A 24,746-nucleotide genomic window follows, 5' to 3' on the forward strand; every position below is an offset into this window, starting at 1 on the left:
GCTGATCCTCCCGGCGTCTCCCTCGCCGATGAACAAAGATAATCACAATAATGTATGTCGATCAAGAATGGTGACGAAAATTCTTCACTGTTGACGATCTGCAATCACATAAATACGATCTTGAGAAAAGTTCGCTCAGATTCCGGTGAGCCGGAAAGCGGGTGGTGGACTGTCTAGAGGAGGGGCTGCATGGCTTCGGGCATTCGGGCGGAGGACAAGGCGGCCTTCGAAGCATTTCTCGCGCTCTCGAGGGAGATCGGCAGCGACATCCTGAAAACACAGGGTGCCGGTGGAAACACCTCGTTCAAGCGTGACGGCGTGATGTGGGTGAAGGCTTCCGGTACCTGGCTTGCCCATGCTGGCGAACAGGACATCATGGTGCCGGTCGAGGTTGCGCCGCTGGTGGCGGCGCTCAGGGCGCGGGACCCGAGCGCGGAAAAGGCGACGGATTTCGTTGTGACGGCGCTCAACGCTTCGGGCCTGCGCCCGTCGATCGAGACGAGCTTTCATGCGGTGCTGCCGCAGACCGTCGTCGCGCATTATCACTGTGTCAACGCTATCGCTCTTTCCGTGCTGGCCGGGCGGGAGCATATCCTCGCCGAGCGCATGGTCACGCTGCCCGATCTTGCCTGGGCGACCATTCCCTACCGCCGCCCCGGCACGCCGCTCGCCCACGAGATCGATCGCGTCGCCGCGAACCGACCGGACGTGCTGATCCTCTACAACCATGGCATCATCGTTGCCGGGGAGACGGTAGAGGAGGTGCGTACGCGCATCGCTCGCGTGACCGCGGCCCTCTCGGTGGAGGAGCGGGCAACGGTGTCGGGGAACGCCGCGCATCTTCAAACCTTGATCGAAGGCGCCCCCTTTCACGTCGCCGAGGATGCCGGAAGCCACAAGACTGCTCTCCACCCCGCCAACATCGCAGTCGCCACGGGCGGTTCGCTCTATCCCGATCATGTCATCTTCCTCGGTACGGAGATCGGTGTGCTCGGCGCGGGCGAGAGCGTGACGGCCTATGCGCAGACGCGGGGCGCGCGCGGGCTCGATATGCCCAAGATGTTGCTTGTGCCCGATCAGGGTGTGCTGCTTGCCGATGCGCTTACCGATGGCGGTCGCGTCATGGCACGCTGCCTGGCGGAAGTTGTGTCGCGCGTGCCGGATGGGGCAGCCATCGCCCATCTTGGCAGCGACCAGGAATATGAACTGACCCATTGGGAGGCCGAACAGTACCGCCAGGCGCTGGACCGCAAGGCGAGCCAGCGGGCATGAGCGCGGCGCCCGGACCCGCCGTCGCGCTCGGCATCGATCTCGGCACGTCCGGCGTGCGCGCGGCGGCCCTTGCCGCCGACGGCACGCGTGTCGACATGGCGTCCTCGCCATTCCCGGATGCCGCGGCCGGCCGCTCGCCCACCGCATGGCAGGCCGGTGTCCGCGCGTGTCTCGGCGAACTTGCTGCGCGCGGCTCGCTTGTCGCCATAACCGGCGTCGCGGTCGACGGCACCTCCGGTACGGTGCTCGCCATCGATGCCGACGGCACGCCGCTTGGCGACGCACTGATGTACAACGATCCCTGCCCCGACCGGGCTATCCTCGATCGGGTCGCGGCTTTTGCGCCGGCGAACAGCCCGGCGCGGGGTGTGACCTCGCCGCTCGCCCGGGCCATCCATCTTTCGCGCCAGACTGGCGTCCACGCCATCGTGCACCAGGCGGACTGGGTCCTCCGGCAGCTTGGGTTGGCTGCGCCTTCAAGCGACGAGAACAACGCCTTGAAGACGGGCTACGATCTCGCCGCGGAGCGCTGGCCGGACTGGATCGAAGCCTGCGGTATGGATGTCGGCCTCTTGCCGAAGGTGAAACGCGCAGGTGCGCCGCTAGCGACCGTCGGGGCGGCGGGCCGGGCCCTCGGTCTGCCGGATGGCTGCCGCTACCACGCCGGTACGACGGATGGCTGCGCCTCGTTCCTTGCGACGGGCGCCGCATCCGTCGGCGACGGCGTGACCGCACTCGGTTCGACGCTGGTCGTCAAGCTTGCTTCGGCGGAGCCGATCGATGCGGCGGACTACGGTATCTATTCGCATCGCATCCTCGATTTCTGGCTCGCCGGAGGGGCCTCGAATTCCGGCGGTGCGGTCATCCGCAGCCTGTTTGACGACATGCAGGTGAAGGCGATGACCGCGCTGCTGCGGCCGGACAGGCCGACCGGCCTTGCCTACTACCCCTTGCTGCGGCCGGGCGAGCGTTTCCCCGTCAACGATCCTGCCCTTGTGCCGCAGCTGGAGCCGCGCCCGGTCGATGACGTCGTTTTCTTCCAGGCGATCCTCGAGGGTATCGCGGGGATCGAGGCGTCGGGCTATGCGCGGCTGGCCGCGCTCGGCGGCCCCCGCGTACGCTCGGTGCGCTCGGTCGGCGGCGGCGCGGCCAATCCGGCCTGGACCCGCATGCGGGAGGCGGCGATTGGCGTCCCCTTTCTGCCGTCGAATTCGGCGGAAGCCGCTGTCGGCACGGCTGCTCTCGTCCTTGCCGGAAAGGACCGCTGGCCATGAGCCTTGCCCCGCAGACCGACCTGGCGGCGCTGGCCGCCCGCTACGATGCCTTCCTCGTCGATCAGTTCGGCGTGCTCCGGGACGAGGACGGCGCCTATCCCGGGGCCAATGATGCGTTGCTGCGCCTCAAGGCACTGGGCAAGACCGTCATCGTGCTGTCCAATTCCGGCCGCAGCGGCGACTACAATGCGGAGCGGTTCGTCAAGCTCGGTTTCGACCGGGAGGGCTTCGAGCGTTTCCTCACCTCCGGCGATGTCGCCTACGACATCCTTGCCGGCGAGACGGCCGGTTCTGCGGTCGGGACGCGATGCCTGACGATTTCCAGCGGGGGCGACCGCAACCTTGCCGACCGTCTCGGTTTCAAGAGCGTCGTTGATGCAGCCTTGGCCGATATCGTGATTGTTTCCGGCAGCGAGGCTGATCGTGTCCCGATGGCGGACTACCGCCGCCGCCTCGCCCCCGCCGCCCGGCGCGGCGTGCCCTGCTACTGCACCAATCCCGACCGGCACAAGCTCGCAAGCGGCGGCACCACGGCGCCCGGCGCCGGCAGCATCGCGCTGGCGTACCAGGACCTCGGTGGGCCGGTGCGCTGGTTCGGCAAACCCCATCCGGCAATCTACCGGCAGGCGCAGGCGCTGCTCGACGGTCTTCCGGCCGACCGGATCGTCTGCATCGGCGACAGCCTGGAACACGACATTGCCGGCGCCGCCGGCGCGGGGCTCGCCTCCTGCCTCGTCCGGACGGGCATCCTCGCCGAAAGCACCGAGGCCGATCTCACCGCCCTTGCCGGCCTCCACGGCGCGCGCCCGGATTTCGTGATGGACCGCTTCGCCATTTGAAGCCGTGCGGGGGCTTGTTACATAAGCCAAGTGTCAGGACTTGCAGGATAGATAGATTCAACCGGTCGCCGCGACACCCGAAACCAGGAGGTGTGAATGGTTACGGGAAGGCTGTGACCGGAACGATTGCTTGAACTATACAGCAGCGGCCTCATCCGGCTAAACTAGGTTGATGTGACAAGCCCGTAATACAGGCGCAGGTGCCTCAAAACCCGACGAGCACCATGTCGAGGGCAAGCATGATTTCGGCGTCCTGCCCCGCAAGGCTGGTGACCGGGTTTCGCAACAATTTACGGGGAATGGCCGCCATGAACTGAGTGACCATGGTGTGGGGTTCGTCCCCGATAGCAAATACTGGATTGAGGCGTTTGGCTGGCAGCGGCGCCTGTGCCGAAGGCAACAGCGGCACCACGATCCGCGTGTTCAACTCGTGTAGAACATCCGCCTGAACATCGAGCACATAACCCGTTCCGCCCGGATTGGCATAGACATCAAAGCGTGCCATCAGAACTGTCGATACTGATCCAGGGGCAAGCCGTGCGCCTCGCTCCATGCGTTCGAGCTGGCCAGAGCGTCGGCGTTCTCACGCTGCCATGCCCGGGCCTTCGCGTCCGCGACGGCGCGTCGCAAACCGGCCTCCGCCGCTTCCGACAGGTTTATTCCAAACGATCTTGCTTCCATCAGCAAAGATGGATCGAGTGTCAGGTTGGTCGGCTTTTTGGTGGTGGATTGGCCTTGCATGTGGTCCTCCGTTATGCGCATCTTATATGCGCACTGCAGGCCCGGCAAGGCTTGCGGCCATAACCCGCCTGGTCCTAGCGATCTGGTGCGCCGCGGCGAAGAAATACGCCGACGTCTATGGGCGAGAAGGAAGATTTGTCATCCACGACAATCTACGGGACACCGCGTGCCCGGATGGCATGATGCAGATGTATGACTGCGCTTATCGCGTATTTCCGTTGCACTGCCTGGGACGGTTCCAAATCTCCGAATCTGGAAATCAGGCGCCAGTCAAATGGCAGCGGATCTGTTGACTAGCATTGAGGGCTGATGGAGTGGATGCGGCTGACGCAGGGGCGATCGTTGAGGCGATGCCAAACGGGACTATACCAAACGGAAAAATACTGAAATCCTCGCGAAAATTAACGCGCAACCACTCCGTTGTCCGCCTTGATCAGGTCGATCTGGGCCGACCATCAAGATGCGGACCCGCGAGATCCCCGCGTTTGGCTGTACGCAAAGGCATGGTCAGCAATGCGCGAAAATGTGTCGGGGAGACCGGACCGGCGATGAGCGACCCCATTTGCGGGAAGCGGGCGCGAATGCGCTGCTCGACATTGGCAAGACCAATCCCCAGGCCGGAACGAGCAGCTCCACCGAATTGCATCGGTGTCTGCGTAACATTGTCGACGGAGAGAGCCAGGGCTTCCCCATTTTGCGCGGCCGTGATCGTTATCTTCAAGAATCCGGTTGAACAGCGAAGCCCATGCTTGATCGCATTCTCGATCAAGGGTTGCAGGATGAGGCTGGGGACGAGCGCGTCTCCAAGATCCGGAGGTATCTGGAGCGAAACGCTCATCCGGTCCGAAAAGCGTTCTTGCTCAATCATGAGATACTCTGCTTCCAGCGCAAGCTCCTCGGATAACGTGAGGTCGCGGAGCGGGTCGAGTTCAAGCATTTTGCGCAGGAACGACGAGAGCGATATGACCATGAGGCTGGCATGCTTCGAAGCACCTTCTTCGATCAGGCCGACGATGGAATTGAGAGTATTGAACAGGAAATGTGGGTTGATCTGGTAGTGCAAGGCTTGAACCTTGGCGTTCAAAGCCTCCTCGCGTGATATGGCGGACCGGTGCTGATGGGCGCGGGCTTCCAGGTTATACATATGGGCGATGAAGAAACAGGACCAGCCGAGGAACAGCGATATTCCATAAAAGAGCGTATAGCAGAAGTTTTCCCGGTCATACTCGACCGCGACTGCAGGATCGATTGCATGGAAGAGCGCGAAGTCCACGGATGTCGCCGCCAATGCCGCTAGGATGGACATGGGGAAGGATAGAAATATCTTGGATATGATGCTGGACGTTCGAACGGACACGAGAACCCTTGTCAAGACAAACGTCAACAGAAGCGATAGCAGCGACACCCCCACTTTTATCGGTAAGTAATTCAATGGATTGACGCCAAGAAGCACCCAGAGCGACGTGGACATCAAAAACTCCGTCGCCCAGAACCCCAGCATCAGCTTGATGACCACGGCAGAAGGTTCGGCACCGTTTCTGTTTGAGCCCATCATCTCAAATTGTTCGTAAGCGAGGTTCTTAACCAACATTACTCGGCTCCACAGTCAACGGATCGCCAGTATTATAAGGGAAAGAGTTTCGGCAAGCCATTGTGAGCGAAGGGAGGGCTTTTCTCGCTTCACAAGCTCTCGTCGCTTTCCCGGAATGGGAGCAGAGGTGGGTAAAGTCGTTTTGCCAGCGAGGCTCCTCTCGCCCAGCTTGACCAGCCTGAGGAGCTTAATCTGTTCGATGGTGCTGCGGATGCCGGCGGCCGTGTGGCCGGCAGGTCATCCATGACGACGACCTTCCCGTGTGCAGGGCTCGGAATCAGCATCTGCTCGGCATAAGCACGGAACACGTTTTCGTTGATCGCGCCGTCATGGATGAAGGGCACGGCCGTGCCCGGTTGGCCGACCCAGGCGACGGCGCGATCACGGTACGTCTTGTGTCCCCGTCTCTCCAACGGGCTGTTGGATTTCAGGCGTCTGTGGGGAGCGTGTGCGCAGGTCACCCTTCCTCTGCTCACCAATCGACAGCCAGAACATGGCGACCAATGCGATGATGGTCACGCCCAATGCAAGGTAGCGCACCCAGTATGGTGCACGGCCGCCGGGGTGGAGATGCTTTTCCTCGATGTCACGCTTGCGGGTGATGGATGCCGAAAAGAAGACGATCGTCGAAATAACGAACACCAGCGACCAACGTGTCTGCTCGCCGTCGGACCCGATCAGCGCAATCATGCAGTAGATCGCGCCAACCAGTCCCGCCCCGACGAAAAAGGTGTATTGGCCGTTCGACATCTTGCGATAGCCCAGCACCTTTATCGCGATCATCGAGTAGATGTACGGCAGCAATGTCATGATCACCGCCACCGACGCGATCTTGCCGAACTGCTCGCTCGCCGTGGGCGACATGGTGGCGATCACCTGTACGCTCATCAGCGCGGCCACGATGACGAGGCCGAGTGACGGCACGCCCCGCTTGTTGACGCGGGCGAAGATGCCGGGAAAAAGTCCGTCATCCGCAGCGGCTTTGGCGGATTGCCCGACTAGCAATGTCCACCCGGCCAGTGAACCCAGGCACCCGACCGCCGCGCATAGGGCAACCGCACTGCCCGCGAAATCGCCCAGGGCGATACGTGCCGCATCGGCAAATGGCGCGGAAGACGCCAGCAGCTCCTTGTTCGGGATCATTCCCATGATGACCGATGAGCTGAGGATATAGGCGACCGAAGCCAGAACCACGCCACCTACCGTGGCAATTGGCACGTTGCGTGACGGGTTTTCGACGACACCCGCTGAAACGGACGCGCTTTCGACGCCGATAAATGCCCACAATGTGAAGGTCAACGTTGCCATCACCGCACTCGCATCGCTCTTGCCAGAAACGTTCCATGCTGAGGCGTAGATGTCACCGCTGAACCAGAACCAGCCGAATACCGCCATGCCGAAGATCGGCACCAGTGCGAAGATGGTGGTGAAGGATTGCAGTTGGCCGACCAGTTTCGGTCCAAGGATATTGGCATAGGCGAAGAACCAGATGATCGCTATCGCGCCGAACGCCATCACAACCGGTTCACGCAGGACAGGGAAGAAATGCGTCAGATAGCCCAACCCCGCCACTGCCAGTGCGACGTTGCCGATCACATTGGCCAGCCAGTAGATCAGGTTGGACTGGTAGCCCATATAGTCGCCAAATGCCTTGCGGGTGTAGGCATAGGGGCCGCCCGCGGCAGGATCGATTGCGGCAAGCTTGGCAAACACAAGCGCCAGCGCCACGGCGCCAACGATCGTGAAGATCCACCCGATCAGCGCGATGCTGCCAATGGCCGACAGATTGGCCGGCAACATGAAGACGCCTGACCCCATCATGTTGCCCGCAACCATCAAGGTTGCGGGAACGACACCCATCTTGCTGCTTGCGCCTGTGGCGGCATCGGTGGTTGCGGTTGCATCAGCCATGTCGATCTTCCCCTTCAGTGCCGCACGACGAGGACGTTGTAGACGCCGTCTTCCACTTCCACCCCGTGGGTGTCATGGCCGAAGCCGGGAAAGCGCAGGTCATAGGCCTCAAGCGCCTTCAGATAACCGATCAGCGCGCCATCGGCGGGGCCGGCATTTTCGCCCGGCATCATCAGCGGAATGCCCGGCGGGTAGGGGACGATCCCTGTGGCCAGCGTCCGCCCGGCCAGTTCGTTCAGCGGTACCTTTTCGATATGGCCGCGCACCAGATTTTCATACGCAGAAACCGGGCTCATTTCGGGTTTCGGCAATATGCTGAACGCTTCGGACATGGTTCGCGTCGTCGCCAGATCGCCCATGGCGGCAAACATCAGATCGGCCAACTCGCGCAGACCCATTCCACCATATCTATCGCCATGGCTGGCGATGAGGCTGGGAATCGCTCGCTCCAGCGGTACGTTCGCATCGTAGTCCTTGCGGAAATCGAGTAGCGCGTTGACCAGCGTGCCCCATTTCCCCTTGGTCACGCCCAGCGAGAAGAGGAACAGGATCGTGAAGTCGGTGGTTTTTTCGACGATGATCCCGCGGGCGGCGAGATAGGCGGTGACGACACTTGCGGGGATGCCTACGGCACGAAGATCGCCGCTCGGGTCCATTCCCGGGGTCAGGACCGAGACCTTGATCGGATCAAGCATGCAATAGCCTGGCTCTATATTGCCAAAGCCATGCCATTCGGCTTCCGGGGCGAGATGCCAGCAGGTCGGTTCGGTCGCCAGATATTCAGGTTCGGCCTCATGAAACGGCACGGTCCGCCCGCGCGCGTCCACCACCTTTGGCGGCTGCCAGATATCGAAGAACCAGCCGTTTTCATCGGAAATCTCGGCATTCAGCCGTGAAACCGTCTGACGGAAGGCAATCGCCTCACGGATCGACATGCCCGTAAGTTTCTCTCCCGATGAATCCATCATCGCCGCCGACACGTCGTTCGATGCGATGATCGCGTAGTTGGGCGATGTGGAAGCGTGCATCATGAACGCCTCGTTGAAGCGCGCATGACCAATCGGGTTGCGCCCGTCGCGGACGTGGATCAGCGAGGCCTGCGACAACGCGGCCAGCAATTTGTGGGTCGAATGCGTGGTGAACACGCTGGGCTTGTTGCGATCGCGGATGCTCGGCTCGCCATGCATGCCCAAACGCTCCCGGTAGAGCGGATTGAACCGGGCGTAGGCATACCAGGCTTCATCGAAATGGAGCCGGTCGACGCTCTCTCCCAGCAACTCCTCCAACCGTGCAACATTGTAGCAGAGCCCGTCATAGGTCGAATTGGTGATCACTGCATGGACGGGTGTCTCATCCACCTCATCCGTCACGAGCGGATTGTCCTTCACTAGCAATCGCAGTGCCGCCGGGGTGAGTCGTTCGGGTGGAATCGGGCCGATAATTCCATAGGCATTGCGTGTCGGCATCAGATAACAGGGGATTGCTCCGGACAGCGTCATCGCATGCTCAACCGATTTGTGGCAATTCCGGTCGCACAGCGCCACCTGGTTGCGTGTCACGCTCGCCATCAGGATTACGCGGTTCGATGTCGATGAACCGTTGGTCACATAGTAGCTTCGATCCGATCCGAAGACCTTGGCAGTGTAGCGCTCGCCGGCCCCGATCGGCCCGGTGTGATCCAGCAGCGACCCCAAATCGCCCACAGAGATCGACAGGTCGGACCGGAAGAGGCTCTCGCCGAAAAATTCGAAGAAGGCGCGGCCGACCGGTGATGTCAGGAATGCGGTGCCGCCGGTGTGCCCGGGGGGTGTGCCACGAATACTCGTACGTGTTGGCAAACTGCACCAACCCTGCAAACATCGGCGGAAGCACCGTCGCGCGATACCGTTGTAGTGCAGCCAGAACGCGGCCACCGATAAAATCGGCTGTATCCTCCAACAGCCAGATAAAATCGTCCGCCTTGGTCATCGCGTCCATCGGGATTGCCGATGCAGCACTGCGGTCCGCCAAGAGAAAAATCGGCACATCGGCATTGAACGCCCGCATCGCATCCAGCACTGCGCGCGCGGACTGATGGTCCCCACTGTCATCGAGATCCCAGTCAAGCAGCATGCACTGGATCGAAGGATCAGTCGAAACGACGGCCACCGCATCATTGACGTCGGATGAGATCACCACGTCGATCTCGCGTCGTTCCAGTTCGTCGATGAGGTGGTCCACCGCGCGCCCCGCGGCGGTATCCGGACCGAACGTTTCGCGTACCAACAACGCCCTCATGGCCAGCCTCAGGCTCGATCGCGATGACATGGTGAACTCCTTTTTGTCGGGACAACAACTCGCCGTCGCACTGCCGGCGTCGTTAGAGGGGCTCGGATTGATGCATCTGGCATCGCCGAACATTTCTGAGCTCGTCAGTAAATGCGGAACTTCGGCAGAAGTCTTTTTTAGCAAACTTCACGGAGAAAATTGACAAACGCCAAATATCCGAAAAGGCTGTGTCTTCGATAGCAAAATGGTCGCCGATAGTTTGGCTTCCATGAACAGGGAGATATCCAAATCTTGATGGACTATCATCCGCACTGTTGTGAGCTCGATACAGGATGCAGATTAGAGATTTTTCAGCTGAACTCAACTGAAATAATCATGGTTTTTCTGCCGTGATGCGATCGAGCGTATGTTCAAGGGGGGTAGAGTTAACCAATGATAAAGCAACTGTTGGGGTGATGTGAGGTTAACTTGACGAAAGACAGTTTTGGCGTGCCGGCGTTGACCGGCCGGCCTGGTCAACGTTCCCCGCATCAAGGGCAGCCACAATGCGGTGCTGTCGGGCATCCTCGCCGCCGAAAAGCTGGCGGATGCGATTGCGGCCGGCCGGGCCAATGACGAGCCGATCCATCTGCGGGTGAAGAACCCGCAGCTGCAGAAGACATCCGAGTTCGACATCTATGCCGGCCCGTCCACCCGCTACTGTCCCGCCGGCGTCTGCGAATGGGTGGAGAAGGACGGCAAGGACGTGTTCGTCATCAACGCGCAGAACTGCGTGCACTGCAAGACCTGCGACATCAAGGACCCCAACCAGAACATCAACTGGGTGCCCCCATAGGGCGGCGAAGGGCCGGTCTATCCCAATATGTGAGGCGGAAGTGCATTGCGCGCGCGAACGGAAGCCAGTCAATGGCTCGCGTCCGTTCCATAGCGAACGTGAGCACACCAGCTAAAGACACGCGCGCCGTTCACGAGTAACGATGGCCAGAGAGGCGAGGGCTGGCGCGATGCCGCTGGCCACCTTAGCTGTATCGTCTCATAACGACATGGGGAGTGCCGTGAACCTTCGCCATCAGATCGTCGCGCTTGCGGTTGCTCCGCTCGTCATCGCGATCCTCACCATCACCGCCTTCATCACCTGGCAGGCCACAAGCCTTGCCCAGAGCAGCATCGACACGTTCGAGCGCAACATGCTGAAGGCGAAGGAAACCGAACTGCTCAACCTTACCAATCTCGCCCGCTCGGCGATCGAGGAGGTCTATGCGTCGGCGGGTGCCAATGACGAGGCCGCCAAGGACCGCGTGCGCACCATTCTGACGTCGTTGGACTACGGTCAGGACGGCTACTTTTTCGTCTATGACTACGATGGCAACAACGTCGTCCACCCGCGCCAGACCTTCCGGCCCGGGCACAACTGGCTGGACCTGACCGACCCCGATGGCAACCAGGTGATCGCCAGCCTGATCCAGAAGGCGAAGGAGGGGGGCGGATTGTACCAGTACAAGTGGGAAAAGCCCTCGTCCGGAACGATGGCCGACAAGCTGTCCTTTGCCATGGGGCTCGACAAGTGGCAGTGGATGCTGGGAACTGGCGTCTATCTCGATGATGTCTTCGCTCAGACGGCGGCAGCGAAAGCGGACCTTCGCGAAAAGATCGGCCACACCTTCCTCGTTGTCGCATTCATCGCTGTACCGGCCGTGATGGTGGTTTTCGCCACCTGCATGCTCGTCACGCTGCGCGAGCGGCGAATGGCGGACGGCAAGCTCAAGGCGCTGACGCAGCGTATCATCGACACGCAGGAAGAAGAGCGCGCGCGGCTCGCCCGTGAACTGCATGACGGCATATCGCAGAACCTCGTCGGTGTACGCTATGCCATCGACCTTGCGGGCCGAAAGGTCCGCAACCACACCGACGATGCGTCCGGTGCCATTGAAAAAGGGGTGGAGGCCCTGAACGGCGCCATCAAGGAGGTCCGTCGGCTGTCGCACGATCTGAGACCCCCTGCGCTGGACGACCTAGGCCTGACGGCGGCCCTAACGGCGCTCAGCAATCATTTTTCCGAACGGACCGGCATCCACACCGTGCTGGAGGCTGATGCAGGCAAAGACAGGCTGAAGCCCGAGGCGAGCACCGCGCTCTACCGTGTGGCGCAGGAAGCACTGAACAATATCGAGCGCCATTCCGGCGCCGGGAAAGTCCAGATCAAGCTCTGGAGCGCTCGTGGCCGTATGCGCATGACGGTCGCCGATGACGGCAACGGTTTTGAAGAAGCTGCCGGCGGAATCCGGGACGGCCACCAGGGTGGTCTCGGCCTTCGCAACATGCAGGAGCGCATGGCGCATTTCGGTGGCATCCTGATGGTCAGGAGCACGTCGGATGGAACGGTGCTGACCGCGATGATGCCGCTTTCGGCCAATGCCAGTGCGGAAAAACAGGTGGAGGCCGCATGAGCGGGATCAAACCGATCAAGGTTGTCCTCATCGACAACCACCCGCTGGTTCTCGACGGTCTTCGCGCCGTGCTCGAAACCTTCCCGCACATAGAGGTCGTCGGCACGGCGGGGCTGGCGCTGACGGGGTTGGAAGTCGCGATCAGGACCAATCCGGCGGTGGTGCTGATCGATATCAACATGCCGAAACTCAGCGGCATCGAAGCCATCGAGCTGTTCAAGGCGAAGCTGCGGGACTGCCGCATCGTGATGCTGTCCATGCATGACAGCCGCGAATACATCTCGGCGTCGGTGCTGCACGGTGCGTCCGGCTATGTCCTCAAGGACGTTTCCACGGATGAGATCGTTGCGGCGATCGAGACCGTTGCCGCAGGGCGGACCTATTTTTCGTCCGGCGTTTCCGACGTTCTTCTCGAACGTCGGCCGAACGAGCCGGCCAATCCGCTGACCACCCGCGAGCACGACGTGCTGATGCTTTTGGCATCCGGCAAGAGCAACCGCGAGATCGCCCAGTCGCTTTCCCTTTCCGAGGCGACGGTCGAAACACATCGCAAGAACATCAAGAAGAAGCTCGGAATTTCCACGACTGCCGGTCTCATTCGCTACGCGATCGACAGCGGTTTTAGTCCCCCAGACAGCTGATGCCGGCGCCTACCCACTACTGGGTAGGCGTTTTTATTCGGCGACCCGGCCTATCTTGTTCCCCTCACAAGGACGCCATACGACTCCCCGCGACGGCCGGCGGAGGGTGCCGGCTGGGGAGGAATTCATCATGTCCGGCCTATTGTCGCTGTCGCGCGCTGTCGACGCGCTCAACACGTTTATTGGAAAGTCGGTGTCGTGGCTGTTGCTTGTTGCGGTGCTGATCAGTGCCGTCAATGCCGTCACACGCAAACTGTTCAACCTGAGTTCCAACGCCTGGTTGGAAGCGCAGTGGTATCTGTTTTCCGCCGTCTTCCTGATCGCGGCCGCCTATACGCTGCTGAGCAGCGAGCACGTGAAGGTCGATCTGGTCTACGGCCATATGCCGCGCAAGGTCCAGCTCTGGGTCGAGATCCTCGGCACACTCTTCTTCCTGTTTCCCTTCTGCCTGATCACCATCTACCTCTCCTGGCCGATCGTGATCTCGAAGTTTCTGAGCGGCGAGGTGTCGAACAACACCGGTGGCCTGCTTCTCTGGCCGGTCTGGGCGCTGATCCCCATCGGCTTCGGCCTGCTGGCGCTGCAAGGCGTCTCAGAGCTGATCAAGCGCATCGCGATCCTGCGGGGCGATATGCCCGATGCGACGGCCCTTGCCGACGCCGACGCCCAGACGCTCTAACGCCAGGAGCCCGTATCCATGTTTGCTTTCTTCGCGGAAAATCTCGCGCCCATCATGTTCCTGTCGCTGATCGTCGTGCTGCTGATGGGCTATCCCGTCGCCTTTGCACTGGCCTTCGTCGGCTTCGGCTTCGGCTTCATCGGCATCGAAATGGGCCTTTTGCCGATCAACCTCTTCGGCGCCATACCGGACCGGATCTTCGGCCAGATGTCGAACGAAACATTGTTGGCCATTCCCTTCTTCACCTTCATGGGGCTGATCCTGGAGAGAAGCGGCATGGCGGAGGATCTGCTTGATACGATCGGGCAGCTGTTCGGCCCGATCCGTGGCGGGCTTGCCTTCGCGGTAATCTTCGTTGGCGCCATTCTTGCGGCCACCACCGGCGTTGTCGCGGCCTCGGTCATCTCGATGGGGCTGATCTCGCTGCCGATCATGCTGCGTTACGGCTACGACCGGCGCGTGGCAGCCGGCACGATCGCGGCGTCCGGGACCCTGGCGCAGATCATCCCGCCGAGCCTGGTGCTGATCATCCTTGCCGATCAGCTCGGCCGCTCGGTCGGTGACATGTACAAGGGCGCACTGGTGCCCGGCTTGCTGCTGGTCGCGATCTATGCGGGCTATATCATTTTCATGTCCTATCTGCAGCCTTCGAGTGTCCCGGCGCTGCCGCCGGAGGCCCGCACGCTGCGTGGATGGAGGCTCGCCCGCAAGGTGGTCACATCGCTGGTGCCGCCGCTCGTGCTGATCTTCCTGGTGCTCGGCACGATCTTCATCGGTCTTGCGACACCCACCGAAGGCGGTGCAATGGGTGCGGTCGGTGCGCTCATCCTGGCTGCGGGCAACCGCCGCCTCGACCTTCCCATGGTGAAGTCTGCGCTCTACGCCACCGCGAAACTATCGTCCTTCGTGATCTTCATCCTGCTCGGTGCGCGCGTCTTCTCGCTGACCTTCTATGGGGTCGACGGCCATATCTGGGTCGAGCACCTGATGACCTCGATTCCCGGTGGGGAAATCGGCTTCCTCATCGTCGCCAACCTGCTGGTCTTCTTCCTGGCCTTCTTCCTCGACTATTTCGAGCTGGCCTTCATCATCATTCCGCTTCTGGCGCCGGTCGCCGATGCGCTCGGCATCGATCTCATCTGGTTCGGCGTGATGCTGGCGATCAACATGCAGACGTCTTTCATGCACCCGCCCTTCGGCTTTTCGCTGTTCTATCTGCGTTCCGTGGCCCCCAGTCGCGCCTACAAGGACAGGGTGACCGGAGCGACCATCCAGCCGGTGACGTCGGGCCAGATCTACATGGGGGCCTTGCCGTTCCTCGGGATCCAGCTGTTCATGGTTGCCGTCGTCGTCGCGTTCCCGGGTCTTGTCACTCACTACAAGTCCGGCCAGGCAGCCGTCGATCCTGCGGCGATCAAGCTGAACGTACCGATGCCCGGTGCAGAGGGCGAAAATCCTTTCGGAACACCGACGCAGCCCTTTGGCGCCCCCGAAACGTCCGGCGACAGTTCGACGCCGTCCTTTGGAACGGAGACGCCTGAATTCGGGTCGCCGCAGCCTAGCTTCGGCCAACCCGCACAGTCCAACTGACCCCAACCAACAATCCGGACGCACATCCGTGCCGGCCGGACCACGCAGCCACCTGAGGAGGAAACGATGACTGATATCTTGAACCGCCGCAATTTTTTGACCAAGGGCGCACTCGGCGGCGCAGCAGCGGTCGCCGGCACGTCACTTGCTGCGCCCGCAATCGCCCAGGACCTTCCCACCCTGAAATGGCGCCTGACCTCTGGATTTCCGAACAACCTCGACACCATTTACGGCGGTGCCGTCGTCATGGCCGAAGCGCTGTCGAAGATGACCGAGGGCAAATTCCAGATCCAGGTCTTCCAGGCGGGTGAACTGGTGCCCGGTCCGCAAGCGATCGACGCGGTGCAGAGCAACACCGTGGAAATCGCCCACACCTGCGGCTACTACTTCACCGGCAAGAATCCGACCTTCGCGATCGGGTCGACGATCCCCTTCGGCCTCAACGCTCGTCAGCAGAACGCCTGGCTCTACCACGGCGGCGGCAACGAACTGTACGACGAGTTCCTGTCGGAATACGGCATCGTCGGCAAGCCGGGCGGTGGCACCGGTGCGCAGATGGGGGGCTGGTTCCGCAATGAAATCAAGTCGGTCGACGACCTCAAGGGGACCAAGATGCGCATTGCCGGCGTCGCTGGCGAAGTCATGTCGCGCCTCGGTGTCGTGCCGCAGCAACTTCCCGGTGGCGACATCTATCCGGCGCTGGAGCGCGGCACGATCGATGCTGCCGAATGGGTCGGCCCCTATGACGACGAGCGCCTGGGCTTCTATCAGATCGCGCCCTACTACTACTATCCGGCCTATTGGGAAGGCGGATTGACGATCCACTTCTTCATCAACAAGGCTCAGTACGAGGCACTGCCGGAAGCCTACAAGGTCGCGCTCGACACCGCCTGCAAAGCCGCCAACATCAACATGCAGGCGCTGTACGACGTGAAGAACACGGCGGCGATCCGGTCGCTGGTCGGCAAGGGCGTCAATTTGCGTCCAATGCCACGCGATGTGTTGGACGCGGCCTATAAGGCGACCTTCGAGCTCTACGCCGAATACAGCGAGAAGCATCCGGCTTGGGCGAAGATCTATCCGGCCTGGAAGAAATTCCGGGACGAGTCCTTCGAATGGTTCCGCGTCGCGGAATACAGCTATGACAGTTACCTTTACGCGGCTCAGGCCGCTGGAAAGTGATCGTGGATAAAGTTGTGTGGCGCAAACTGCGCCACACAATTTCTGAACTCTACCTGTTTCTGGGTGGCGGACCTATTTGAATTCCTCTGAAGTTTGGATGGGTTTGTTTCGGAGTTGAGTTCTCGGTACGGAGCAGCGGTACGTAATCTATTATCGTCACCGGATAAGCCAGGGCTGCATTGGAGCCGCATTTGCCAAAGAACCACCCCGGCATGTTCCGGGTAGATGATCGGAAATGCTCCATCTTTTTGTTTTTCCGCATTGTCAGATGCCGAGCAATCCCGCTTCGGTTGGAAATGCTCTGGATGCAAGGAAGGCAGGTTCCCGTCACGCCGGTTGCATTCGGAAGACGGATGCAGCAAAGCTAGGCGGCCAGGCCGGACCGCCGCGCCTCTGTTGGAAAGAGCCGTTGCATGGAACAGTCCGCCCTCATTGACATCGGCCTACCGATCGCCGTGTTTATCATCATGACCGGCATCGGCATGACGCTTGCTCCGGTCGATTTCCAGCGTGTGGCCACGCAGCCGAAGGCCCTGGTCTGGGGTATCGTCGCCGCGCTCCTGGTGATGCCGCTGGTGGCCCTTGTGCTCGCCACGGTCATGGGCCTGCCGCCGGAAATCGCCGTCGGCCTCGTCGTCGTCGCCGCCTGCCCGATCGGCACCACGTCCAGCCTGTTCTCCTATCTTGCAAGGGGAGACCTGGCCCTGTCGATTGCCCTGAGCGCCGTCGGCAGCCTGGTGGCCATCGCGACGCTGCCGCTTTTCGCCAATTTCGCGATCGAGCGCTTCAGCCAGGGCGATGCCCGGGTTTACCTTCCGGTGTTGCGCACGATCGGGGTGATGATCGCCATCATCCTGTTTCCGGTGATGGTCGGCATGGGCATCCGGCAGAAAGCCCCCGGTTTTGCCGCGCGTGCTGAAAAACTGGTCGGCGCATTCGGCCTCCTGGTGCTCGTGGCCCTGATCGTCGGTATCGGCATTTCGGTCTATCAACGATGGGTGGAGATCCTCGTCAGCGCAGGGCCGGCCGTCATCGCCCTCGTTATCTGCGCCGTCGCAGTCGGCCTCCTGGGATCGCGCGCCCTCGGCCTTTCGGCCGCCGAGGCGGTCACGGTGACCCTTTCCATCAGCATTCGAAATGCGGCGATCGGCATGGTCCTTGCGATCACGATGATGCATTCGCCGGAAATCGCCGTGCCGCCCGCCCTGTTCGGCCTTTTGATGTATGCGACCGGCTTCAGCCTTGTCGCCTATGGCCGCAGGACCATAAAAGCCCCGGCCTGAAGGCCGTGCAGCATGCCGGTCCGCCTCACCGCGCCGAGACGCGGTAGTCGTCCGGCGTTACGCCCGTCATGCGCTTGAACATCGCGATGAAAGACGAGGCGTTGCTGTAGCCGAGGGCGGCGGAAATGTGCTCGACGGTGTCGTTCGCCTCCAGCATCGACATGGCCTGCACCACCCGCAGACGCTGCTTCCATTCGGTGAACGGCATGCCGAGATCGCGCAGGCAGCGGCGGATGAGGGTTCGTTCTGCCAGTGCTGCCAGCCGCGCATGCTCGGCAAGGGAGCGGTTGTCGGCGGGGTTGTCCTGAAGGCGGGCGAGCACGGCTTCAAGCGCCGGGTCTGTCGACCAGGGCAGGTAGGTTCCCACTCGCGGCGCTGCCGCAACGAGATCGATGACGACCTGGAGAAAGCGCAGGTGCTCCGCCGCGCCCGGGTCTGCACCATCGCCGGCGCGCAGATGCTCGAGCATGGCCCTCAGAAGCGGGCTGACTTCGAGAGCGGTGGTTTCCTGCGGCAGGCGTCCGCACAGCGAAGGATCGACATAGAGCGAGCAGTGCACCGCGGCATGCCGGTTCAGTCCCCGGTGCTCGATGTCCGGCGGCAGCCAGACGGCATATTGCGGCGGCGCGAGATAGTGCCCGTCCTTCAGGCTCACCTCCATCATGCCGCTGTAGGAATAGACGAATTCGCCCCAGGGATGGCTGTGCTGCGGATAGGTGGCATTCTGCGGCATCTGCGCGGAGCGGAAGTAGAGCGGGTGGGGCAGGGCACTGCGAAAGGGCACGTCGCGGAAATGTGCACCGCGGTCCGCCCGGTTGCCTGTCAGGGTCTCGATACCGACTGTCATAAAATCATTATATCCGCCTTATCTGCCAAATGCTATCCCAGCCGCATCATCGGAGCACGCATCTTGGACAGCCGCAAATCTATCGACGTCACCGCGGTCGGCATCATGGTCGCCGTCTGCCTCATCTGGGCCTTCCAGCAGATCGGCCTGAAGTCCACGGCCGTCTTTGCTGCGCCGGTCCTGCAGATCGGTCTGCGATCGGGGATCGCCGCCATGCTCGTCTTTGCGCTTGTTTGCGCGCGCCGGCAGCGCCTGGAATTCTGGGGCAGGACGGCCGGGCTGGGCATTCTCGCAGGCCTGCTGTTTGCCGTGGAGTTCTTTCTGGTCGGTGAGGCGCTGAAGCATACGTCTGCCTCCCATGTCGTGGTCTTCCTCTACACCGCGCCGATCTTCGCGGCGCTCGGCCTGCACGGAAAGCTCCCTTCGGAGCGCCTTTCCGCGGTGCAGTGGGGCGGCATAGCCGTGGCGACGGCCGGTATCGCCTTCGCCTTCCTCGCGCCGCAGGGCAGCGGGCAGGGCCCCGCCGATCTCGGCGCCATGCTGTGGGGCGACGGTCTGGCGCTGCTGGCGGGCGCGGCCTGGGGGCTGACAACGGTCCTGATCCGGACGACGCGGCTGAGCGCGGCGCCGGCCACCCACGTGCTGTTCTACCAACTCGCCACCGCCTTCCTTGCTCTGACGGGGGCGGCGGTGCTGGCGGGCGAGGCGGGGATCGTGCCGTCAGGGCCGCTGCTTTTGAACATCGCCTTCCAGGCGGTCGTCGTCTCCTTCCTCAGCTTCCTCACCTGGTTCTGGCTGCTGACCCAGTATCGTGCCTCGCAACTCGGTGTCTTTTCCTTCATGACGCCCGTCTTCGGCGTCCTGCTGGGCGTTCTCCTGCTGGGCGAACCGCTGACGCCAGAATTCGCGATCGGCACGGCTGGCGTCGTGGCCGGGATTGTCATCGTCAGCGCCTATCCCTGGCTCGAGACCATGCTGGCCGGCATACGGTCCCGCCGCACGCCGGCAAACCTTGCCGCTGTCCGGCGCCGGAGAGATTGAACGGCCGCCACGGCGCGCTGTTGCGCTTCGGCAATGCAGGGTGCGAAACAGCGCGCCGATGCGCGGGCATGGACGCTACGGCGAGTGTCGACGGTGGTGCCAAAGGGGTGCCGTCGGCGACCGGCCAACAAAAAGAAGTGGCTTGTGTGGTAGAAGCGGCGCCGTCGATCGTCTTATCCGATGAGCACCACAACGAAAGCCCGCCTGCCTATGCCTGATCTCCTTAAGCGTTTTGCGTCCTACTACCGCCCGCACCGTGGCCTGTTCGCGTTGGATTTCTCCTCGGCGGTGGCGGCGGGCCTGCTGGAACTGGCTTTTCCCGTCGCGGTGACGTTGTTCATCGACCGCCTGCTGCCGACTGGCCGGCTCGATCTCGTCGCGCTCGCCGCCGTCGGCCTCTTCCTCATCTATCTCTTCAATGCCGGCCTGCAGGTCATCGTCACCTATTGGGGCCACATGCTCGGTATCCGCATCGAGGCGGAGATGCGCCGCAAGGCTTTCGATCACCTGCAAAAACTCTCCTTCGGCTATTTCGACAACCAGAAGACCGGTCATCTCGTGGCAAGGCTGACGAAGGATCTCGAAGAGATCGGCGAGGTCGCCCATCACGGACCGGAGGATCTCTTTATCGCGGTCATGACGCTGATCGGCGCCTTCGCCCTCATGCTCTGGGTGCATGTGCCGCTCGCCCTCATCACCGCCGTTGTCGTGCCGCTGACCGCCTTCGTCACCGCCCATTACGGTGCGCGCATGACCGCCAACTGGCATGCGCTTTACGGCCGCGTCGCCGACTTCAACGCCCGCATCGAGGAGAATGTCGGCGGCATCCGCGTCGTGCAGGCCTTCGCCAATGAGGACCACGAGCGCCAGCTCTTTGCCGAGAGCAATCGCAACTATCTCGTCACCAAGCTTCAGGCCTACAAGGTGATGGCGGCGTCCCTGTCGCTCTCCTATCTTTCCATGCGCTTCGTGCAGGTGGTGGTGATGCTGGCGGGCGCCTGGTTCGTCACGCGCGGCGAACTGTCGGCCGGCGGCTTCGTCGGCTTCCTGCTGCTGGTCGGCGTGTTCTTCCGGCCGATCGACAAGATCAATTCGATCATCGAGACCTATCCGAAGGGCATTGCCGGCTTCAAGCGCTACACGCAGTTCCTCGACACCGAGCCCGACATCACCGACCGGCCCGGCGCGACGGCGGTCAGCCGCCTTCGCGGCGATATCGACTATCGCGGCGTCGGCTTCGGCTATGCTGCCGGGCGGCCGCTCTTTTCCGGACTCGACCTTTCGGTGAAGGCGGGCGAGACGGTGGCCTTCGTCGGTCCTTCGGGTGCCGGCAAGACGACGATCTGCTCGCTGCTGCCACGCTTCTATGAGGTGACCGGCGGGGTCGTCAGCATCGACGGCACCGACATCAGGGACATGACGCTGAAGTCGCTACGCTCGAACATCGGCATCGTGCAGCAGGACGTCTTCCTGTTCGCCGGCACGGTGCGCGAGAACATCGCTTATGGCCGGCTGGGAGCGGGCGAGGCGGAGATCATCGAGGCTGCCAGGCGCGCGCGCCTCGACGACGTGATCGCCAATCTCCCTGACGGTCTCGACACCGTCATCGGCGAGCGCGGCGTCAAGCTCTCTGGCGGGCAGAAGCAGCGGCTTGCGATCGCTCGCATCTTCCTGAAGAACCCGCCGATCCTGATCCTCGACGAGGCGACCTCAGCGCTGGATACGCAGACCGAGCGGGCGATCCAGCAATCGCTGGCGGAGCTTTCGGCCGGCCGTACCACGCTCATCATCGCCCACCGCCTTGCCACCATCGCCAATGCCGACCGCATCCTCGTCGTCGATGACGGCCACATCGTCGAAAGCGGAAGCCATGCGGACCTCATCGCCCGCAGGAACGGACGATACCGGAACCTTCATGTCGTGCAGTCAGCCTAGGCCCGCGCATAGAGACGGAAAGTATCAGGTCGCCTCCACCATAGTTCGTATCGGGCGCCTGACGATGTATGAAGCAAGATTTTCTATGCCTGGTCGGCTCAGTGGCCTGTGTCGTTCCGATGGGCAGGATGTGTCTATAGATAATCGGGTGCGTCCATCGCGATCAGATCGCCAGCGTGCCGACCGGCTGTCGATGGCGCGCGGTCAGAGTTCGCGGCCTATCAGCCGGTCGAGTGACATCCCGCCGCCACCCCTCAGGGCGATATAGAAAAAGGCGGCAAACCACAGGGCGAACAACTGATAGTTCACACCCCGAGGGATCATGACGGTGATGAGGATCACGCCAAACAGTCCGACGAACATTGCCGCAAAAGGACGGGTCAGTAAGCCGATCGCAATCGCAATGCCGCCTAGAAATTCAAGCCAGATGACGAAGGAGGCCCAGATCTTAGGCGGCTCGAAGCCGATTTACCGGATGATGTCGATATCCATCTGTGCGCCGTCTTCGGTGAATAGCTTTGAGGCGCCGAAGGTGGCAATCATAGCGCCTGCAATCGTGCGCAGCACCGTGTAGCCGAGCGGCGTCAGGTTGCGGTAAAGCGTTGCGAGCGGTTGAATGATCAGCGGAGTCTTTGAATCTTCGAGCGTGGTCTCTCATATGTGTTTCGATTGAGGTCCGAGGACTTTGATAAGGGTTCCATCGACCAATCTGCCGCTCGTCAGTTCCAGTTATCGAGCGTTAGCCGGCGAGGCGGCGAGGCGGTCGTGTACGACCTTGCCATCGACGATGGTCAGCAGAGAACGGATGGTGTCGATCTCCTCCGCCGGCATGCCGAGGAACGGTTTGTCGAGCACCGCAAGATCTGCCAACTTTGCCTCGGCAAGCACGCCCCGTTGCTGCTCTGCAAAACCGATCCAGGCCGCGTTCCGCGTGTAGAGCTGCAGGGCCTCCTCCCGCGAGAGACGCTGGCGCTCCGGTTTCTGGATGGCGCCGCCCAGCGACCGGCCGGTCACGTGATATTCGATGGCCTGCCAGACGCCGAAGACGCCGATGCGTGTTGAATCCGTACCGCCGGCGACGAGGATGCTCCGATCGAGAGCCCCGCGTGTCGGTGGCGAGCTGGCCGCGACCGCTTCGCCATTCGCCTCCCGGATGGCCGGGCCCTCGAAGTAGGGTCCCATCTGGACCGTGAAGGACAGACCGAGCGCCTTCATTCGGTTCAGCGTACGCTCCGAGCCGGTGTTGAGGTGGGCTATGGCCCAGCGCAGGTCCTTCAGCGGATGGTTTTTGTCGACACCCTCGAAAACGTCGAGGATCGCGCCTGCGGCATCGTCGGTATAGGCATGTATTTCCAGTGGAATATGCCGTTCGGCAGCAAACTCCGCGACGGTCCGGAGCGCATCTCTGGCCTCCTTCGACGGGGCAAAGCCCGGCCCCATCTGCACGCCGTCGTTCATGGCGGCGACGATGGATTCGCCGATGCCGACGAAGCTGACGAGACCTGCCTCATAATGCGGTTGGCGGAACGCCATGACGTCACGAAACCATTGCGCTTCCTCACCCGGCTTCATGGCTGGGATCCGGTAGCCGGCGCGGATGGTGAGCTTGCCTTCGCGCTGCAGAGCGAAGAGCGTTTCATAGCTGGAGGCGGGCCCTGCCGAAGGATCGATGAAGCCGGTCATGCCGGCGCTGTTGAGCGCGGTGAAGAAGGCTTGCAGACTGGCTTTCCTGCGCGGTTCATCCTGCGCCGCAATCTGTGCGAAAAGGGCGTTGTAGGAACCGATATGTCCGAGCAGCTTGCCTGTCGCCTTGCCGTCCGGGCCACGCTCGATGGTAATGCCGGGCGGGACGGCAGGGTCGGCGCTGTCGAGTTTCAGCGCCTCCATGCCCTTGGCATTCACGAGGGCGTAGTCGTAGAGGTACTGGATGTAGACCGGATGGTCCGGAACAGATTGCGTCAGCTCCGTGACGGTCGGAGCTCGCTTCTCGTCGAATTGCTCAGGAAGCCAGGAGCCGACGACGGCAACCCATTCATTCTCGCCACGTCCAAGCGCCGTTTCCCGCAGCGTTTCCAGGGCCGCCGGCAGGCTCGTTTCGCCATACCAGTAGGTTTCGAACGTGTAGGTCTGGCCGCCCCTGATGGCGTGGATATGCGTATCGACAAGACCGGGGATGACGGTCTTTCCCTCAAGGTCTATGACGCGCGTCCCCTCGGTGGCCAGGGCCTTGATTGCCTCGTCCCCGCCGATGGCCGTGATACGCTGACCGGTGATCGCCAACGCGCTGGCCCGTGGCCTTTCGGCGTCCATCGTGAGGATGGTGGCGTTGTGGAGAACGAGATCCGGTCCGTTTGCAAAAGCCGCGCCGGCAAGCAGGGTTGAACCGACCGAGGCAAGCGTTGTGGCTGCGAACATAGATTTCATCATCGTCGATATCCTCGATGAATGGCGTGGGGGGACGGTCAAGCATGCTGCTGGAAAGGCGGCGGGTTTCCCCGCCGCCTTGGAGGTCAGCCGCGCTGAGAGTCGAGCTGTTCGTGGTTCTTCTCGACGTCCTGCGCCTTGAGATAGCTCTCGATCAGCAGCTGATAGGCCGGGAAGATCTTGGTGTAGATGTTCGCCCATTCCTGGGCGTCGTCACGGTGCCATGTCTTCTGTAGCTCCGAGGCGACAGCGGCCGTATCCATCGGCACAACGCCGGCTTGCACGACGCGGGCCAGGGTGATCTCCTGCGCCATCTTGGAATAGGTGCCGGAGGCATCGACCACGGCGAACACCTTGTAGCCGTCATAGGCTGCGCTGATCGAAGGGAAGGCCATGCAGACGCTGGTGATCGTGCCGGCGATAATCAGGGTCTTTCGGCCGGTCGCCTTGACGGCGGCCACGAAGTCCGGGTTGTCCCAGGCGTTGATCTCGCCCTTGCGGGCCACATACGTGGCATGCGGGGCGTTCTCGTGGATTTCCGGGATCAGCGGGCCGTTCGGGCCCTGCGGCACGGATGCGGTGGTGATGACCGGCATTTTGGACAGCGTCGCCATCTTGGCGAGCGCTGCGGCATGGTTGCGCAGGACCGGCATCGGCATGTCGGCGACGGTCTGGAACAGGCCGCTCTGGTGGTCGATCAGCAGCATGACGGCGTCGTCGACATCGATGACGGGGCGCTGGCCGTTGAAGTTTGCGGGAGTGCTCATGTCATTTCTCCTTG

Annotated in this window: 21 protein-coding genes and 2 pseudogenes; 13 read left to right on the forward strand and 10 right to left on the reverse strand. The window is 61.9% G+C overall.

What is annotated here, in order from left to right; genetic code table 11:
- The first annotated feature begins 189 nt into the window (after positions 1 to 189).
- The 3 genes from P9A16_RS30045 to P9A16_RS30055 are packed head-to-tail and all read left to right on the forward strand — an operon-like array spanning position 190 to position 3,385.
- A complete protein-coding gene (locus P9A16_RS30045; RefSeq protein ID WP_023515156.1) occupies positions 190 to 1,272 on the forward strand; it encodes a class II aldolase/adducin family protein in 1,083 nt (360 codons plus the stop codon).
- The gene (locus P9A16_RS30050; RefSeq protein ID WP_278026278.1) at positions 1,269 to 2,546 is read left to right on the forward strand and encodes an FGGY-family carbohydrate kinase; all 1,278 of its coding nucleotides are present in this window, start codon (positions 1,269 to 1,271) and stop codon (positions 2,544 to 2,546) included. Before P9A16_RS30045 ends, P9A16_RS30050 begins: the two co-directional genes overlap by 4 nt.
- Entirely contained in the window at positions 2,543 to 3,385 is an 843-nt protein-coding gene (locus P9A16_RS30055) for a TIGR01459 family HAD-type hydrolase (RefSeq protein ID WP_023516595.1), read from the forward strand. The genes P9A16_RS30050 and P9A16_RS30055 overlap by 4 nt, the downstream gene beginning before the upstream one ends.
- 205 nt (positions 3,386 to 3,590) lie before the next feature.
- Here P9A16_RS30055 and P9A16_RS30060 read toward each other — a convergent pair whose 3' ends face one another.
- From P9A16_RS30060 to P9A16_RS30090, 6 genes and pseudogenes are all read right to left on the reverse strand, one after another.
- Complete coding sequence (locus P9A16_RS30060) at positions 3,591 to 3,890, reverse strand: CcdB family protein (RefSeq protein ID WP_050745907.1); 300 nt, start codon at positions 3,888 to 3,890, stop codon at positions 3,591 to 3,593.
- Entirely contained in the window at positions 3,890 to 4,126 is a 237-nt protein-coding gene (locus P9A16_RS30065) for a type II toxin-antitoxin system CcdA family antitoxin (protein WP_050745958.1), read from the reverse strand. The genes P9A16_RS30060 and P9A16_RS30065 overlap by 1 nt, the downstream gene beginning before the upstream one ends.
- A gap of 433 nt (positions 4,127 to 4,559) precedes the next feature.
- Positions 4,560 to 5,717 carry a sensor histidine kinase gene (locus P9A16_RS30070; RefSeq protein WP_278026279.1) on the reverse strand — a complete coding sequence of 386 codons (1,158 nt, stop codon included), beginning with the start codon at positions 5,715 to 5,717 and terminating at the stop codon, positions 4,560 to 4,562.
- 381 nt (positions 5,718 to 6,098) lie between these two features.
- On the reverse strand, positions 6,099 to 7,628 hold the full coding sequence (adiC, locus tag P9A16_RS30080; RefSeq protein WP_278026280.1) for an arginine/agmatine antiporter: 1,530 nt from the start codon (positions 7,626 to 7,628) through the stop codon (positions 6,099 to 6,101).
- A 14-nt stretch (positions 7,629 to 7,642) separates the two neighbouring features.
- A complete protein-coding gene (locus P9A16_RS30085; RefSeq protein WP_278026281.1) occupies positions 7,643 to 9,541 on the reverse strand; it encodes a lysine decarboxylase in 1,899 nt (632 codons plus the stop codon).
- Positions 9,522 to 10,028: pseudogene (locus P9A16_RS30090) on the reverse strand (Orn/Lys/Arg decarboxylase N-terminal domain-containing protein); the annotation flags it as partial. The pseudogene P9A16_RS30090 and the gene P9A16_RS30085, both read right to left, overlap by 20 nt.
- Before the next feature lie 373 nt (positions 10,029 to 10,401).
- On the opposite strand from P9A16_RS30090, the pseudogene P9A16_RS30095 reads away from it, so the two are divergent.
- From P9A16_RS30095 to P9A16_RS30125, 7 genes and pseudogenes are all read left to right on the forward strand, one after another.
- Positions 10,402 to 10,731, forward strand: a pseudogene (locus P9A16_RS30095) (4Fe-4S dicluster domain-containing protein); the annotation flags it as partial.
- Positions 10,732 to 10,951: 220 nt separating this feature from the next.
- Entirely contained in the window at positions 10,952 to 12,343 is a 1,392-nt protein-coding gene (locus tag P9A16_RS30100; RefSeq protein WP_037407815.1) for a cache domain-containing protein, read from the forward strand.
- Entirely contained in the window at positions 12,340 to 12,984 is a 645-nt protein-coding gene (locus tag P9A16_RS30105) for a response regulator (protein WP_278026282.1), read from the forward strand. The genes P9A16_RS30100 and P9A16_RS30105 overlap by 4 nt, the downstream gene beginning before the upstream one ends.
- Positions 12,985 to 13,114: 130 nt before the next feature.
- The gene (locus P9A16_RS30110) at positions 13,115 to 13,663 is read left to right on the forward strand and encodes a TRAP transporter small permease subunit (RefSeq protein WP_278026283.1); all 549 of its coding nucleotides are present in this window, start codon (positions 13,115 to 13,117) and stop codon (positions 13,661 to 13,663) included.
- 18 nt (positions 13,664 to 13,681) lie between these two features.
- Positions 13,682 to 15,253 carry a TRAP transporter large permease gene (locus P9A16_RS30115; protein WP_278026284.1) on the forward strand — a complete coding sequence of 524 codons (1,572 nt, stop codon included), beginning with the start codon at positions 13,682 to 13,684 and terminating at the stop codon, positions 15,251 to 15,253.
- Between the two features lie 66 nt (positions 15,254 to 15,319).
- Entirely contained in the window at positions 15,320 to 16,435 is a 1,116-nt protein-coding gene (locus tag P9A16_RS30120) for a TRAP transporter substrate-binding protein (RefSeq protein ID WP_050745905.1), read from the forward strand.
- Between the two features lie 413 nt (positions 16,436 to 16,848).
- Entirely contained in the window at positions 16,849 to 17,718 is an 870-nt protein-coding gene (locus P9A16_RS30125; protein ID WP_272791052.1) for a bile acid:sodium symporter family protein, read from the forward strand.
- 25 nt (positions 17,719 to 17,743) lie between these two features.
- Here the strand turns inward: P9A16_RS30125 and P9A16_RS30130 are convergent, their stop codons facing one another.
- Positions 17,744 to 18,565 carry an AraC family transcriptional regulator gene (locus P9A16_RS30130; RefSeq protein ID WP_278026285.1) on the reverse strand — a complete coding sequence of 274 codons (822 nt, stop codon included), beginning with the start codon at positions 18,563 to 18,565 and terminating at the stop codon, positions 17,744 to 17,746.
- A 63-nt stretch (positions 18,566 to 18,628) separates the two neighbouring features.
- Between P9A16_RS30130 and P9A16_RS30135 the strand changes: the two genes are divergently transcribed.
- The 3 genes from P9A16_RS30135 to P9A16_RS30145 are packed head-to-tail and all read left to right on the forward strand — an operon-like array spanning position 18,629 to position 21,541.
- Positions 18,629 to 19,606: a DMT family transporter gene (locus tag P9A16_RS30135; protein ID WP_278026286.1), complete on the forward strand. Its 978-nt coding sequence runs from the start codon at positions 18,629 to 18,631 to the stop codon at positions 19,604 to 19,606.
- Positions 19,603 to 19,824 carry a hypothetical protein gene (locus tag P9A16_RS30140; RefSeq protein WP_130519215.1) on the forward strand — a complete coding sequence of 74 codons (222 nt, stop codon included), beginning with the start codon at positions 19,603 to 19,605 and terminating at the stop codon, positions 19,822 to 19,824. Before P9A16_RS30135 ends, P9A16_RS30140 begins: the two co-directional genes overlap by 4 nt.
- Positions 19,817 to 21,541, forward strand: a complete 1,725-nt coding sequence (locus P9A16_RS30145) for an ABC transporter ATP-binding protein (protein ID WP_278026287.1) — start codon at positions 19,817 to 19,819, stop codon at positions 21,539 to 21,541. Before P9A16_RS30140 ends, P9A16_RS30145 begins: the two co-directional genes overlap by 8 nt.
- A 204-nt stretch (positions 21,542 to 21,745) precedes the next feature.
- Here the strand turns inward: P9A16_RS30145 and P9A16_RS30150 are convergent, their stop codons facing one another.
- The 3 genes from P9A16_RS30150 to P9A16_RS30160 form a co-directional block, all read right to left on the reverse strand.
- Positions 21,746 to 22,009, reverse strand: a complete 264-nt coding sequence (locus P9A16_RS30150; RefSeq protein ID WP_278026302.1) for a DoxX family protein — start codon at positions 22,007 to 22,009, stop codon at positions 21,746 to 21,748.
- Between the two features lie 261 nt (positions 22,010 to 22,270).
- Complete coding sequence (locus tag P9A16_RS30155; RefSeq protein WP_278026288.1) at positions 22,271 to 23,968, reverse strand: amidohydrolase; 1,698 nt, start codon at positions 23,966 to 23,968, stop codon at positions 22,271 to 22,273.
- Between the two features lie 83 nt (positions 23,969 to 24,051).
- On the reverse strand, positions 24,052 to 24,732 hold the full coding sequence (locus P9A16_RS30160; protein WP_023516653.1) for a hydrolase: 681 nt from the start codon (positions 24,730 to 24,732) through the stop codon (positions 24,052 to 24,054).
- Positions 24,733 to 24,746: the final 14 nt, after the last annotated feature.

Origin of the sequence: Shinella sp. 838, assembly GCF_029623935.1 — a bacterium.
Classification (GTDB): Bacteria; Pseudomonadota; Alphaproteobacteria; order Rhizobiales; family Rhizobiaceae; genus Shinella.